Origin of the sequence: Tardiphaga sp. (assembly GCF_025356345.1) — a bacterium.
Taxonomy (GTDB): Bacteria; Pseudomonadota; Alphaproteobacteria; order Rhizobiales; family Xanthobacteraceae; genus Tardiphaga.
The window spans coordinates 1-13,790 of record NZ_JANXTC010000384.1 but is presented as its reverse complement, the minus strand read 5'-3'; the positions used below and the strand labels follow the sequence as shown (position 1 = coordinate 13,790).

Below are 13,790 nucleotides of genomic sequence, written 5' to 3'. Positions count from 1 at the left end.
CGTGTTTCGCCGCAACGTGCAGGCCTCTGGCGTGATCCCGCAGATCTCCGTCATCATGGGTCCCTGCGCCGGCGGCGACGTCTATTCGCCGGCCATGACCGACTTCATCTTCATGGTGAAGAACACCAGCTACATGTTCGTCACCGGCCCGGACGTGGTGAAGACCGTCACCAACGAGGTCGTCACCGCCGAGGAGCTCGGCGGCGCCAGTGTGCATGCGACGCGCTCCTCGATCGCCGACGGTGCGTTTGAGAATGACGTCGAGACGCTGTTGCAGATGCGCCGGCTGATCGACTTCCTGCCGAGCAACAACACCGCCGGCGTGCCGGAATGGCCCAGCTTCGACGACATCGAGCGATCAGACTATTCGCTCGACACGCTGATCCCCGACAATCCGAACAAGCCTTACGACATCAAGGAATTGATCCACAAGGTGGTGGATGAGGCCGATTTCTTCGAGATCTCGGAGACGTTTGCGAAGAACATCGTCACCGGCTTCGGCCGCATCGCCGGCAAGACCGTGGGCTTCGTCGCCAACCAGCCGATGGTGCTGGCCGGCGTGCTCGACTCGGACGCCTCGCGCAAGGCGGCGCGCTTCGTGCGGTTCTGCGACGCCTTCAATATCCCGATTGTCACCTTCGTCGACGTGCCTGGCTTCCTGCCGGGCACCGCGCAGGACTATGGCGGGTTGATCAAGCACGGCGCCAAGCTGCTGTTCGCCTACAGCCAGTGCACCGTGCCGCTCGTCACCGTGATCACGCGAAAGGCCTATGGCGGCGCGTTCGACGTGATGGCGTCGAAGGAAATCGGCGCCGACATGAACTATGCCTGGCCGACCGCGCAGATCGCGGTGATGGGCGCCAAGGGCGCGGTCGAAATCATCTTCCGCCAGGACATCGGCGACGCCGACAAGATCGCGGCGCGCACCAAGGAATATGAGGATCGCTTCCTGTCGCCGTTCGTCGCCGCCGAGCGCGGCTACATCGACGACGTCATCATGCCGCACTCGACGCGAAAGCGTATCGCACGGGCGCTGGCGATGCTGAAGGACAAGCATGTCGATGTGCCGATGAAGAAGCATGACAACATGCCGCTGTGACAGGCGCGGCTCGTCAACGCCGCCGTGGGACTCGATCTGGATGAACTGTGCATTTACCCGCATTAGTCCTGACAACGACCAGCAAGGATGGGCTGATGAAAAACAAGACACGGATCGTCAGCATTCTTGCCGCGCTCGTCGGTCTTGCCAGCAGTGCCGCGCTCGCCGATGAGACCCTCACCATCGGCGGATCACGTGCCGTGCTGATCAAGCCCGCGTCGCCGCGGGCGAGCGTGATCCTGATGCCGGGCGGTAGCGGTGCCATCAATGCGGGCGAGTACGGCGAGATTAACGGATTGATGGGTAATCAGTTGGTGCGCACCCGTGCCAGCTATGCTGCGCGCGGGTTGGCGGTGCTGGTGGTCGATGCATCAGCCGATCTGTCAAGCGCTGTGCAGTATATGGCGGCTATCAAACGGCCGGTGACGGTGGTTGCCACCAGCCGCGGTACGCAGCGCGCCGCGGAGGGCATCGCGCGCGGCGCGCGGCCAGATGCGCTGGTGCTGACGTCGGGCTTTCTCAGCGCGGAATCCGGCGGCGGCAGCAATGTGATGTCGATCCTCGGCTCGCCGTCGGCGCTGCCGCGCACGCTCGTCATCCATCACCGCAACGACGGCTGCAAGTCCACCGCGCCAGCCGGAGTCGAGCCGTTCGTGAAATGGTCGAGCGGTCGCGCCCGTGTGGCGTGGCTGAGCGGCGGCCGTAACGACGGCGATCCCTGCGAGGCGCGCGCTTATCATGGCTTTAGCGGCCTCGATGGCCAAGTGGTCGGGCTTGCCGCCAGTTTTCGTTAAGCGGGTCACCGAGTTTTACTGTGTCATGGATGATCTCAGCAAGCGTAGCCCGGATGGGCGAAGCGACATCCGGGGCATAAGTGCTTGACGCCTTCCCGCATATCGCTGCGCTGATGCGGGCTACAGCCTTACGCGGCGCTTTGCCGGCTTGATCCGCTTGATGTCGGCGACCGCCGCATCCTCAGCAACTTCCAGGTCGTATTGCGTCTGGATATTCATCCAGAACGTCGGCGTGGTGCCGAAGTATTTTCCCAGCCGCAGCGCGGTGTCAGCGGTGACCGGCGTTTCTTCACGGGCGAGGCGTTCGATGCGGGTGCGCGGCACGGCGCAAGCCTGCGCCACGGCGTAAGGCGTCAGCGCCATGGGCTGTAGGAATTCCTCGCGCAGGATTTCGCCGGGGTGAACGGGGGAGAGTTTCTTGGCCATCGGTTTCTGACCTTCTGCGAAATACTCAACTATACAATAACATCCGACAGCGCGTTTCCATCCCCGCGCATGCGGCTGGGCGGCCCATCGTGAAGACGGCCCCAGGCGCGGCGCAGTTGCCGCGCCGAGGCAAAGCCGGAGCGCGTGGCGACCGCTTCAATGTCGAGTCGCGAGCCGGCCAGCAACTCGCGCGCCAGCGCCACCCGCATGCGGTTGACGTAGTCGGTCACGCTCATGCCGGCATGCTCGTTGAACAGCCGCGACAGGTTGCGCGGGCTGGCGCCGGCGACATCCGCCAGCCGCTCGACCGACCAGTCGGCGGTGGGATCGGCGGTGATGGCGTCCTGGGCGCGGTGGATCGCCGGATGAATGTGGCTGCGGCCTTCCAGAAATGGCGACAGCTGCGGATCGGCGCCGCCGCGGCGCAGATACACCACCAGATAACGGGCGACGGCCAGCGCCACCGCGTGGCCGCAGGCTTGCGCCACCACATGCAGCATCAGGTCGATGCCCGCGGTGATGCCGGCGCTGGTCAGCCGCTCGCCATCCTCGACATAGAGCCGGTTGTCGCGAACCCGGGCCAGAGGCGCGAGCCTGGCAAGCTCGGCGGTGCAGGCGTGGTGGGTGGTGCAGTCATGGCCGTCGAGCAGCCCGGCGCGGGCGGCCACCAGCGCGCCGGAGCAGATCGAGGCGAGGCGGATGCCGGGCCGGATCGCATGCTTCAGCCAGTCGATGATGGCGGTCTCGTGAGACGCATCTTGCGCGCGGTCCGGCCGTTCGCGCCCGAGCGGCGTGTCGGCGCTGCCCGGCATGATCACCAGCGCAGCATCGGGCAGGCGGTCCGGCAGCGGCTGGATGCCGGCGATGCCGAGACCGATCGAGCTGCCGGTGTCGGATGACGGCCCGACATAAATGATGGCGAAACGCACCGCGTCCTGTTCGAGATTGGCTTTTCGCAGCACCTCGATGGGGCCTGCGATATCGAGCAGCAGCACCTGCGGCGGTACCACCACAAAGACGGGAATCTCGATCGGAGGCGGTGCGTTCGCGGTCATGCGGCGCGCTGCCTGGTCTGTCCGGCCAGCGCCTGTTCGACGGTGGCGATCCGGGCGAAGCGATCCGCCAGCACCAGTTCGGTGCGGGCGCGAATGTCGGCGGCGCTCCATTGCCGGCCGCTGGCATCCGTCATCGGGAAGGTGAGGGTGGCTTCGCCGACATAGTCGACGGCGTAGCCGAGATCGGAGGCGTGACGCGTGGTGGTCTCGCAGCATTGCTCGCTACGAATGCCGGAAATGATCAGCCGGCGGATGCCGTGGCTGGTCAGCCAGACGTCGAGGCCGGTACCGACCAGCGCGCTATGCCGGCGCTTTCTGAACATCGCGTCCGGCGCGATCCGCAGCGGCGCCAGCGTGGTGACGAATCCGGAGGCTTCCGAGAACGGGCCGCTATCGGCGACATGGAAGATCTGGATGACCGGGATTCCAGCGGCGCTGGCGCCATCGATCAGCGCCTGCTGGCGTGAGAGGAAGGCGGGTAGGTCGGCGTCATCCCAGAAATCGCGGTGCCGGAACGATTCCTGGACATCGATGACGATGAGGGCGGTGTCGGACATTGCAGTCTCCTCGAACGGTGAATGTCATGTCAGACTAATGCCTGCGTCAGAAGGCGAAATACCTGCTCCGGACGATTAGCGGACAAATCACGCCATTGAAAGCCGGGGGTGGAACGGCCCTCAAGCCCGGCGCTATTTCATCCCCATGCAGTTCGCATAGAAGGTGGTGGTCGCCGGCCAGTCGGAGAACATGGCGCGGACGCCGACCTGCCGCGCCAACACGTCGAGCACCGTCAGCGTGTCGCCGTCGCGGTCGATCGCGGCCTTGACCGAGGAATGATAGAAGCCGCCGCCCTTGTTCAGCGGACCGTCGCGCTCCAGCGACCAGCCGATCAGATCGAGACCGGCGGCCTTCGCCGCTTTCGCGTAGTCCGACGGCACGATCGCGTTGTTCTCGTTGAGGGCCAGCATCATGTAGATCGGCGGTGCCAGGATTTTCACGCCTTGCGCCTTCAGCTCCGGCATCGAGGGTTTCCAGGTCTCGGCCTTGCGGTCATCGAACCCCTTGCTCTCGTAGCGGCCATCGAGATAGACGGCCTGCGCCGCGAAATCGGGGGCGGTCTTCACCCAGTACAGGATGTCAGCCAGCGCAAAACTTTGGGCGAACACGTCGGATGGCGGGATGCCGGCCTGCCGATAATCGTCCAGCATCTGCGTCGCGTATTTTTCCTGGGTGTAATCGCCGTCGAACGGCATCGGCACTTCCGCGGCCTTCAGCTCCGGCGTGAATTTGGCGCCAAGGCTCCTGATCAGCGCGATGCTCTCGGCGTGGCTCATCACGGTGCCCGACGCGGCATAGAGATCGGTGCGCCAGCGCGGCGTGGCGTTCTGATAGTCGGCGACAGTGATGGCGTCGGGATTGGCGGCGTCCATCTTCGCCGTCAGCGATTTGAACTCGGCCAGCGTGATGTCGCTGGTGCAGCATTTGGCCGAGGCCTTGCGGCCGGTGGCCGGATCGGCCGGGCTGAAGGGCTGGCCGCATTTGGCGGCCAGGGCCGGCACCGACAGGATATTGGTGGTGGTGTGCAGGTCGCATTGCGAATGCCGGCATACCAGCTGGCGGTCCTTTGTGAAGGTGACGTCGCATTCGATCACGCCGGCACCCATCCGCGCCGCGGCACGATAGGATTCGGCGCTGTGTTCGGGAAATTGCAGCGGCGCGCCGCGGTGGCCGACCGAGAAATCCGTCTTGTGGAAGGGACCGGCGCAGGCGGCGAGCCGCGTCTTCAGCGTGCCGTCCTTCATCTTGTCGACCAGATGGAATGGCCGCGGCCCGAGTTGTGGCTGCATCGGCAGCGTGGTCTGCGCCAACGCCGGCGTCGACAGGATCTGGCCGAGCAGGACGGCGGGTAGCAGGAAGCGCCAAACGACGGACATCAATGGCCTCATGGTGGGATGCGGGATCATATCTGGCGACATATCAGCACGGGAGTGTGACGCTGGCATAGGCATCAGCGCGGCAACGAGTCCGGACCGAAGCCGGTACCGGCCATTGGCAAGCTCAACAAAAAACCCCGCATGAGCGGGGTTTTCGCAGCGATGTTGCCGGTTCTCAGAACGGGCGGCAGCGGCCATAGCGCCAGACGAAGCCCGGTCCGCAGCCGCGGCCGGGACGCACCACAACGACCGGCGGCGGACGGCGCACCACTACAACGCCGCCGATCGGGCGACAGCGGCCCATCGGGCCACGGGCGAAGCCGGGGCCGCAGCCCTGCGCGACCTGGATTACATTGGTGCCGTCGGCGGCGCCGAGCGGCGCGACCGGCATGGCCTGGGCGGCGCCGAGCCCGACCAGAGCGAACAAGGTGGCGGCAAACAGGGTCTTCATCAGCTCTCTCCTTCGATAGCCGCGCGGCGGCACGGTGGGCGAGGAACGTCGCCTTGCGACGGGCGCCCGGTTATAATCAGCGGCGGCGAAATAAGCCGATTCAAGCTGAATGAAAAGTGAATGTTGCACACCGCCGTTGCAACACCTCACCGCCCAGCATCATGGTTTCGACGACAGAAAGGTCAGCATCAACCCGTTGAATTTCGGCGCGTCATCGAGAAAGACGAGATGCCCGGCATTGGCCACGATCTCGGCTTTGGCATTCGGCATCTTGGCGGCGAGCGCCTTGGCGAGATCGGCGTTCTGGCCCATCTTGGGACGCAGCGCTTCCGGCGCGTTGGGCTTGCCCGGCGCGTTATGGTCGTCGGCGCCCATGACGAACAGGGTCGGCAGTGCGATCAGCGGGATTTCATGCACCACCGGTTCGCGGTAGATCAACTGCGCCGAATTGACGAAGGCGCGCAGCCAGCGCGGATATTCCGACGAGCCTTTGATATTGAAGCGGGCATCGATCAGCGGCGTCACCTGGTCCGGCTGCAACTTCAGCGAATAGTTGACCTCGAGCTGTTTGCGATAGCCCTCGGCGGTGAGCTTGTCCTCGTTCTCCAGGATCTTTTCGGTGGGGGTCGGTGGCACGTATTGGCGGTAATCCTCCAGGCCGATTGGCGCGGCGAGCAGCAGATGGTCGATGCGCTCGGGATAGGCGCGGGCAATCCGCACGCTCAGCATGCCGCCCAGCGAGTGCGCGACGACATCGAATTTCGCGATTCCGAGCTGGTCCATCAGGGCGATCGTGTTGCGCGCCAGGGTGTCGAAATGCAGGTCGCCGCCCGGCTTGGAGGATTTGCCGAAGCCGATCTGGTCCGGCACCACCACGCGGTAGCCGGCCTCGGTGAGCACGCCGATCACCGGTGCCCAGTAGCTCGACGGAAAGTTGCGGCCGTGCAGCAGCAGCACGGTGCGGCCATTCGGTTTCGCCGATGGCACATCCATATAGGCCATCCGAAGCGCTTCGCCGTCATTGACCAGCGGCAGCATGCTGACCGGATAGGGATAGGCGAAGCCCTCCAGCCCGATGCCGTAGGGCTCACGCGTGGTCGGCTCGGCGGCAAAGGCGGTGAGGGGCATCGTGGCGAGCACGGCGGACAACAGCAGGCGTTTCATGGAAGCAGCTCCGGGAGTAGGCCGCCGGTGTGCGGCGCCTTTGCGGCGATAAGAAGCCGCGCGCCGCCGGCCCGGGTCAAAATGGCCGGACTGCGCCGGAGCGGCTGATCGCCGTGGCTCCGGATCAATCCTGTGATCGACGCGGCAAGCAACTAATCAGATCTTAATGCCTGTTTGAAAGACTGCAGGTTGCGACCATCTGTACCTTTGTTTGGTGTCCACCCATGTTCGACACGATCATCCTCCTGACCGGACCGGCGGAGCATTCCGTCTTCACGTCGCTATTGCGCGGCTACAACCCGCGACTGACGGTGGTTCCGGTGTTCACGCTGGAGGACCTGATGGCGATCGAAGAGGATTGGCTGAACCGCGCCCGGCTGATCGCCTTCACCACGACCGTCATCATGCCCGCGGAAGTGTTGCACCGTCTCGGCTACGGCGCCTACAATTTTCATCCCGGCCCGCCGCAATATCCTGGCAGGGCGCCGGCGCATTTGGCCTTGCATGAGCGGCAACCGAATTTCGGCGCCACTGTTCACCGGATGATCGAGCGGGTCGATTCCGGGCCGATCGTGGAGGTTGAAAGCTTTGCGATCCCCGCTGACAGCAGCGTGGCCGGCCTCGAGGAGCTGACCTATACCCGACTGGTTGGAATGTTCTGGCGAATGGCGAAACAACTGGCCACCCTTCAGGCACCGCTGGCTGAGAGCGGCGTTCAATGGGCCGTCAAACGCAATTCGCGCCATGGCCATCAGCAGATCCGCAACAACGGGGTGGCCAGTCCCAAGACTGAACAGCAGCACCGCGTCCGGGTCTTCGGGGCCGACCATTTCGGCATTGTGCCTTCGACTAACCCCCACGAATTTCAGTTTCGGGCTGTGCTGCCCGAAACCGAGATTGCATCAGCCTAGCGATTGCTCATGGCCATCATCTGCTGCGATGATGAAGACGAATGCGTATCAACGCTCTTGTAGTTGATCTCATAGAGCAGGAAGCTCAACAGGATCAGGACCGACACGCCGATGATCGTCTTGGTCGGCTTGTGATGGTGTTCCTCGCCAAAATTATGATGATGCGCGCCGGCATGATTGACGTCGGCGACCTCGCTTGCGGGTTCACGCGGCGTTGTCCAGTTACGTGATTGGGTCATGACTGTCTCCTTGCCTGATGTCGTGAGACTGGCAACAAGTTAATACCTCGTAAAGCCCGACGTTCCAGATTAAGCGTGGCCTTTGTGGGATGCTGCCCCGCACAGCGCGCCTTGTTTCCGAAGATGTCTGCCCACTAAAGCCGTTTCGCGAAGCTGATCCGATCCGGGTCATCGGCGAGATTTTTCCGGAATAGGGCGGGGCGTCGATTTCACCGACGTTTTCCAGCGCTCCGAGTTATGCTGCGATGCGGTAGACGCCATCGGCGCTTATCTCCTTGCGTCAAACGCCGCCTCGGCGACACAGCCGAACCAGCAGCGGGAATTTTCATCACGAAATTGCGTTGTTCGGCTGCGGGTCACGGTTGCCGAGAAATGGGGTGCCTTGCCCCGGGAAACCAACATAGAGTGGTTCTAACGGAGTCGAATGGCTCCCAATCGACACGCGACAGAGCCCGGACGACTAGATCCGGGCGGCAGTGAAGAGGATGCGATGGGAATCAACCAAGGCCCGATCAGTCTCGACCAGAAATATACCCAGGGTTCCGGTCATATCTTTCTGACCGGCATCCAGGCGCTGGTGCGGCTGCCGATGGCGCAGATCCGCCGTGATCGTGCCGCCGGGCTGAATACCGCCGGCTTCGTGACCGGCTACCGCGGATCGCCGCTCGGTGGCTACGACCAGCAATTGATGGCGGCCCGGAAACATCTCGACGAATACGGCGTCAAATTCCAGCCGGGCGTCAACGAGGACCTCGCCGCCACCGCGATCTGGGGCACCCAGCAGCTCAACCTCTCTCCCGGCGCGAAATATGATGGCGTGGTCGGGATCTGGTACGGCAAGGGCCCCGGCGTCGATCGTTGCGGCGACGTCTTCCGCCACGGCAATGCCGCGGGCTCCGCGAAGTTCGGCGGCGTGCTGTGCCTCGCTGGCGACGATCACGGCGCCAAATCCTCCACCGTGCCGCATCAGTCCGACCATGCCTTCATCTCCGCGCTGATGCCCTATCTCTACCCGTCGTCGATCCACGAGATGATCGAGATGGGTCTGCTGGGCATCGCGATGTCGCGCTATTCCGGCTGCTGGGTCGGCATGAAGGTGATCACCGAGACGGTGGAGACCACCGCCGAGATCGACCTCAACAACGAACTCAAGCCGTTCAACATCCCGACCGATTTCGAGCTTCCCGCCGACGGACTCAATTTGCGCTGGCCCGACGACCGCTACGTCCAGGATCGCCGGCTGCAGGACTACAAGGGGTTTGCCGCGATCGCCTTTGCGCGCGCCAACCATATCAACCGCATCACCATGGACTCGCCCAACGCGCGCTTCGGCATTATGGCCTCCGGCAAGAGCTACGAGGATGTCCGCCAGGCGCTACGCGAACTCGGCATCACCGAGCAGGTCGCGGCGAAAATCGGTCTGCGTCTCTACAAGATCGGGATGCCCTGGCCGCTGGAGCCGGAGGGCGTGCGCCAGTTCGCGGCGGGTCTGGAGGAGATCTTCATTGTCGAGGAACGCCGCGAGATCGTCGAGAACCAGGTCAAGCAGGAGCTGTTCAACTCGCCCGGCCTGCGTCCGCGCATCATCGGCAAGATGGACGACCATAACCAGCGCTTCCTGCCCTTCGCCGAGGAGCTGAGCGTGGCCAAGGTGGCGACCTCGCTGGTCGACCGTTTGCTGGCGATGGAGATCGACCCGGAGATCGCAGCATTGCTGCGTGCCAAGGCCGACTGGTTTCACGGCCGCGACGCCTCGCAGGTACAGGCGGTGGTGCCGATCACCCGCACGCCGTATTTTTGCTCGGGCTGCCCGCACAATACGTCGACCAAGGTGCCGGAAGGCAGCCGCGCGCTGGCCGGCATTGGCTGTCACTTCATGTCGCTGTGGATGGACCGCTCGACCGAGACCTTCACCCATATGGGCGGCGAGGGCGTGCCGTGGACGGGCATCGCGCCGTTCACCGCCGAGAAGCACATTTTTGCCAATCTCGGTGACGGCACTTACTTCCATTCCGGCTCGCTGGCGATCCGGCAATCGATCGCCTCCAAGGCCAACATTACCTACAAGATCCTCTACAATGACGCGGTGGCCATGACCGGCGGCCAGAAACATGACGGCGACCTGTCGCCGCAGCAGATCACCTTCCAGTTGCATAGCGAAGGCATCCGCGACATCTATCTGGTGTCGGAAAATCCCGACGCCTATCCGGCCTCCACCATCGCGCCGGGTACCCGGCTGGCGCATCGCGACGAACTCGACGCGGTGATGAAGACTCTGCGCGAGGTGCCGGGCTGTTCGGCGATCGTGTTCGTGCAGACCTGCGCCGCCGAAAAACGCCGCCGCCGCAAGCGCGGCACGCTGGAGGATCCGCAGCGCCGCGTCATCATCAATCCCGCGGTCTGCGAAGGTTGCGGCGATTGCTCGGTGCAGTCGAACTGTATTTCGGTGGAGCCGCTGGAGACGCCTCTGGGCCGCAAGCGCGCCATCAACCAGTCCTCCTGCAACAAGGACTATTCCTGCCTCAAGGGTTTTTGCCCGTCTTTCGTGACCGTCGATGGTGGCAAGATGAAGCGCAAGGCGCCGGTCGAGCTCGGCAGCATTGGCGAGTTGCCCGAGCCGCTGACGCGGCCCGGCCTCGACCGACCCTATAATGTTGCCGTCGGCGGCGTTGGCGGCACCGGCGTGCTGACCATCGGCGCGCTGCTCGGCATGGCCGCGCATATCGAAGGCAAGGCCAGCATGATCCTGGACATGTCCGGCCTGGCGCAGAAGGGCGGCGCGGTGCTGAGCCACGTCCGGCTCGCCGAAACCACCGAGGAGGTGACCTGCTCACGCATCGTCACCGGCTCCGCCGACCTGCTGATCGCCGCCGATGAGGTGGTGGCGATTGCCAAGGATACGATTGGCCTGTGCGAGGCCGGCCGCACCTACGGCATCGTCAACACCCATCTGATCCCGATCGCCGACTTCGTGCGCGACCGCGATTTCAATTTTCAGACTCGTCGCGTCAACACCGTGCTGGAAATGTCGCTGCGCAAGGAATCGACCTTCCTCGATTTCACCAAGGCGGCCGAAGCGCTGCTCGGTGATTCCATCGCCACCAACATGATGATGATGGGCTTTGCCTATCAGCAGGGGCTGCTACCGCTGCGAGGCGCCTCGATCGAGCAGGCCATCGAGCTCAATGGCGTCTCCATCAAGATGAACCGGCTGGCGTTCCAGCTCGGCCGCCTCGCCGCCGCCGATCCGGCGCGGCTTGCCGGCATGCTGAATGGCGCCGACGAGACCGTGGCTGCGAAGACGCTGGATCAGATGTCGCTCGACGAGATCATCGCTCACCGCAGCGCGCTGCTGACCGACTACCAGAACGCCCCGCTCGCCGCCCGCTATCGCGGATTGGTCGGCGCGGTGCGCGACGCCGCGATCAAGGGCGGCTATGATGACGAATTGCCGCGCGCGGTGGCCATCAACTACGCCAAGCTGCTGGCTTACAAGGACGAGTACGAAGTCGCACGGCTATACACCGACGGCAGGTTTGAAAAGCAGGTCGCCGCGCAATTCGAGGGCGACTTCAAGATCAAATTCAACCTGGCGCCCCCGATGCTCTCTGGCACGGACGCCTCCGGCCGTCCGAGGAAGCGGGTTTTCGGCGCCTGGATGCTGCCGCTGTTTCGCGTGCTGGCAGGCCTGCGCGGGTTGCGCGGCACGGCGTTCGACGTGTTCGGCTACAGCGCCGACCGCAGGCTGGAGCGCGACCTGATCGCCGGCTACGAGAAGGACGTCGCTACCGTACTGGCGTTGCTGTCGCCGCTGACGGTGGATACCGCGGTGGCGTTGCTGTCGCTGCCCGACCAGATCCGCGGTTACGGCCCGGTCAAGGAGGCGTCCGTCCAGGCCGCGAAACTTCGCTATGCGGAATTGGCGAAAGACCTCGCCAACCCGCCGCCGGCGCCGCGACAGATCGCAGCGGAGTAGGGCGATAGCCCTGGACGCGACGCCGCGCGCAGCGGCGTCGTAAAGCCGGGACAGGAAGCCATTCCGCATCGCGAAATCTGCTTCCGCAAACCGGCCGCGCGTTTGCGCGGCTTGCCAATGTGGTCCCGACGCGCCAAGACTTTCGCGGGAACGAAACACCAGCGGAGAAATTCTTGAGCATCAAAGGCAAGGCGTACATCGCCGGGATCTACGAGCATCCGACCCGGCATGCACCGGATAAATCGCTTGCACAGCTGCATGCCGAAGTCGCCAAGGGCGCTCTGGAAGATGCCGGACTGACGCATAAGGACGTCGACGGTTATTTCTGCGCCGGCGACGCGCCGGGCGGGCTGTGGCCGATGGTCGACTATCTCGGCCTCAAGCCGCGACATGTCGATTCCACCGAGACCGGCGGCTGCTCCTACATTATCCATCTCGGCCACGCCGCGCAGGCGATCGCCGCCGGCAAGTGTTCGATCGCGCTGGTGACCCTCGCTGGCAAGCCGCGCACCAGCGCGATGCCGCCGCGCATACAGGGCGCCGAAGCCGACTTCGAGACCGCGTTCGGTGCCACCACGCACAATGCCTATGGCATGTGTGCGATGCGTCATATGCACGACTACGGCACCACGAGTGAGCAGCTCGCCTGGATCAAGGTGGCCGCGTCGCATCACGCGCAATACAATCCGTACGCGATGCTGAAGGATGTCGTGACCGTCGAGGACGTCATCAACTCGCCGATGATCTCCGACCCGCTGCATCGCATGGATTGCTGTGTCGTTTCCGACGGCGGCGGCGCGATGATCGTCACCACGGCTGAAATTGCCAGGAGCCTGAAGCGGCCGCTGGTCCGCCTGATCGGCCACGGCGAAGCCATGAAGGGCCCGCGCGGCGGCAAGGATCTCGATCTGACCTATTCGGCCGGCGTCTGGTCCGGCCCGCGCGCCTTCGAGGAAGCCGGCGTTACCCCGCAGGACATGAAGTACGCCTCGATCTATGACAGCTTCACCATCACCGTGCTGATGCAGCTCGAAGACCTTGGCTTCTGCAAGAAGGGCGATGGCGGCAAGTTCGTGTCCGACGGCAATTTGATTTCCGGCGTCGGCAAGCTGCCGTTCAATACCGATGGCGGTGGCCTCTGCAGCAACCATCCGGTGAACCGCGGCGGCATGACCAAGATCCTCGAAGCCGTGCGCCAGCTGCGCGGCGAAGCCCATCCCAAGGTCCAGGTGCCGAATTGCGATCTCGCCATCGCGCATGGCACCGGTGGCCTGCTCGGTGTGCGCCATGCCGCCTCGACCGCCATTCTGGAGCGCGTGTAATGACTGAAGCGAAGAAGTACCCGACCCCGGTCGGCAATCCCGAAACGCAGCCGTTCTGGGACGCCGCGAAAGAGGGCAAGTTCATGATCAAGCGCTGCACGGCGTGCGGCGAGCCGCATTTCTTTCCGCGCTCGATCTGTCCGTTCTGCTTCTCCGACGCGACGGTCTGGGAGCAGAGTTCGGGCGAGGGCGAAATCTACACGTTCAGCTACATGCGCAAATCGGCGACCGGCCCTTACGTGATCGCCTATGTGACGCTGAAGGAAGGCCCCTCGGTGCAGACCAACATCGTCGATTGCGAGCCCGGCTCGGTGAAGATCGGCCAGAAGGTAAAAGTGGTGTGGAAGCCCACCGACGGCGCGCCATTGCCGTTCTTCACGCCGGCGTAGGCTGCGTTCTTTCTACCCTCTCCCCTTGTG

At 64.0% G+C, this 13,790-nt stretch carries 13 protein-coding genes; 6 read left to right on the top strand and 7 right to left on the bottom strand.

Annotated elements, in window-relative coordinates; translation table 11 throughout:
* A partial coding sequence (locus tag Q0S16_RS23535) for an acyl-CoA carboxylase subunit beta (RefSeq protein ID WP_295853930.1) occupies positions 1-1,099 on the top strand: 1,099 nt, incomplete at its 5' end.
* Positions 1,100-1,194: 95 nt separating this feature from the next.
* Complete coding sequence (locus Q0S16_RS23530) at positions 1,195-1,893, top strand: alpha/beta hydrolase (protein ID WP_295853928.1); 699 nt, start codon at positions 1,195-1,197, stop codon at positions 1,891-1,893.
* A 120-nt stretch (positions 1,894-2,013) separates the two neighbouring features.
* Here the strand turns inward: Q0S16_RS23530 and Q0S16_RS23525 are convergent, their stop codons facing one another.
* From Q0S16_RS23525 to Q0S16_RS23500, 6 genes are all read right to left on the bottom strand, one after another.
* Positions 2,014-2,319 (bottom strand): HigA family addiction module antitoxin, encoded by a 306-nt coding sequence (locus Q0S16_RS23525; protein ID WP_295853925.1) that lies wholly within the window; start codon positions 2,317-2,319, stop codon positions 2,014-2,016.
* A 29-nt stretch (positions 2,320-2,348) separates the two neighbouring features.
* A complete protein-coding gene (locus tag Q0S16_RS23520) occupies positions 2,349-3,374 on the bottom strand; it encodes a helix-turn-helix domain-containing protein (protein WP_295853922.1) in 1,026 nt (341 codons plus the stop codon).
* Positions 3,371-3,931: an isochorismatase family protein gene (locus Q0S16_RS23515; protein ID WP_295853920.1), complete on the bottom strand. Its 561-nt coding sequence runs from the start codon at positions 3,929-3,931 to the stop codon at positions 3,371-3,373. Before Q0S16_RS23515 ends, Q0S16_RS23520 begins: the two co-directional genes overlap by 4 nt.
* Before the next feature lie 132 nt (positions 3,932-4,063).
* Positions 4,064-5,308, bottom strand: a complete 1,245-nt coding sequence (locus Q0S16_RS23510; protein ID WP_295853917.1) for a glycerophosphodiester phosphodiesterase family protein — start codon at positions 5,306-5,308, stop codon at positions 4,064-4,066.
* Between the two features lie 175 nt (positions 5,309-5,483).
* Positions 5,484-5,759, bottom strand: coding sequence for a hypothetical protein (locus tag Q0S16_RS23505; protein ID WP_295853915.1), 276 nt, complete (start codon positions 5,757-5,759; stop codon positions 5,484-5,486).
* Positions 5,760-5,918: 159 nt separating this feature from the next.
* Positions 5,919-6,923: an alpha/beta hydrolase gene (locus tag Q0S16_RS23500; RefSeq protein WP_295853913.1), complete on the bottom strand. Its 1,005-nt coding sequence runs from the start codon at positions 6,921-6,923 to the stop codon at positions 5,919-5,921.
* Between the two features lie 341 nt (positions 6,924-7,264).
* Between Q0S16_RS23500 and Q0S16_RS23495 the strand changes: the two genes are divergently transcribed.
* Positions 7,265-7,834, top strand: a complete 570-nt coding sequence (locus Q0S16_RS23495) for a formyltransferase family protein (RefSeq protein WP_295853910.1) — start codon at positions 7,265-7,267, stop codon at positions 7,832-7,834.
* On the opposite strand, the gene Q0S16_RS23490 is transcribed toward Q0S16_RS23495, so the two are convergent.
* Positions 7,831-8,073, bottom strand: coding sequence for a hypothetical protein (locus Q0S16_RS23490; RefSeq protein WP_295853907.1), 243 nt, complete (start codon positions 8,071-8,073; stop codon positions 7,831-7,833). The genes Q0S16_RS23495 and Q0S16_RS23490 overlap by 4 nt on opposite strands.
* A gap of 490 nt (positions 8,074-8,563) precedes the next feature.
* On the opposite strand from Q0S16_RS23490, the gene Q0S16_RS23485 reads away from it, so the two are divergent.
* The 3 genes from Q0S16_RS23485 (at position 8,564) to Q0S16_RS23475 (ending at position 13,760) form a co-directional block, all read left to right on the top strand.
* Positions 8,564-12,049 (top strand): indolepyruvate ferredoxin oxidoreductase family protein, encoded by a 3,486-nt coding sequence (locus Q0S16_RS23485; RefSeq protein WP_295853903.1) that lies wholly within the window; start codon positions 8,564-8,566, stop codon positions 12,047-12,049.
* Between the two features lie 173 nt (positions 12,050-12,222).
* A complete protein-coding gene (locus Q0S16_RS23480) occupies positions 12,223-13,371 on the top strand; it encodes a thiolase domain-containing protein (RefSeq protein WP_295853901.1) in 1,149 nt (382 codons plus the stop codon).
* Positions 13,371-13,760: a Zn-ribbon domain-containing OB-fold protein gene (locus tag Q0S16_RS23475; RefSeq protein WP_295853898.1), complete on the top strand. Its 390-nt coding sequence runs from the start codon at positions 13,371-13,373 to the stop codon at positions 13,758-13,760. Before Q0S16_RS23480 ends, Q0S16_RS23475 begins: the two co-directional genes overlap by 1 nt.
* Positions 13,761-13,790 lie beyond the last annotated feature (30 nt).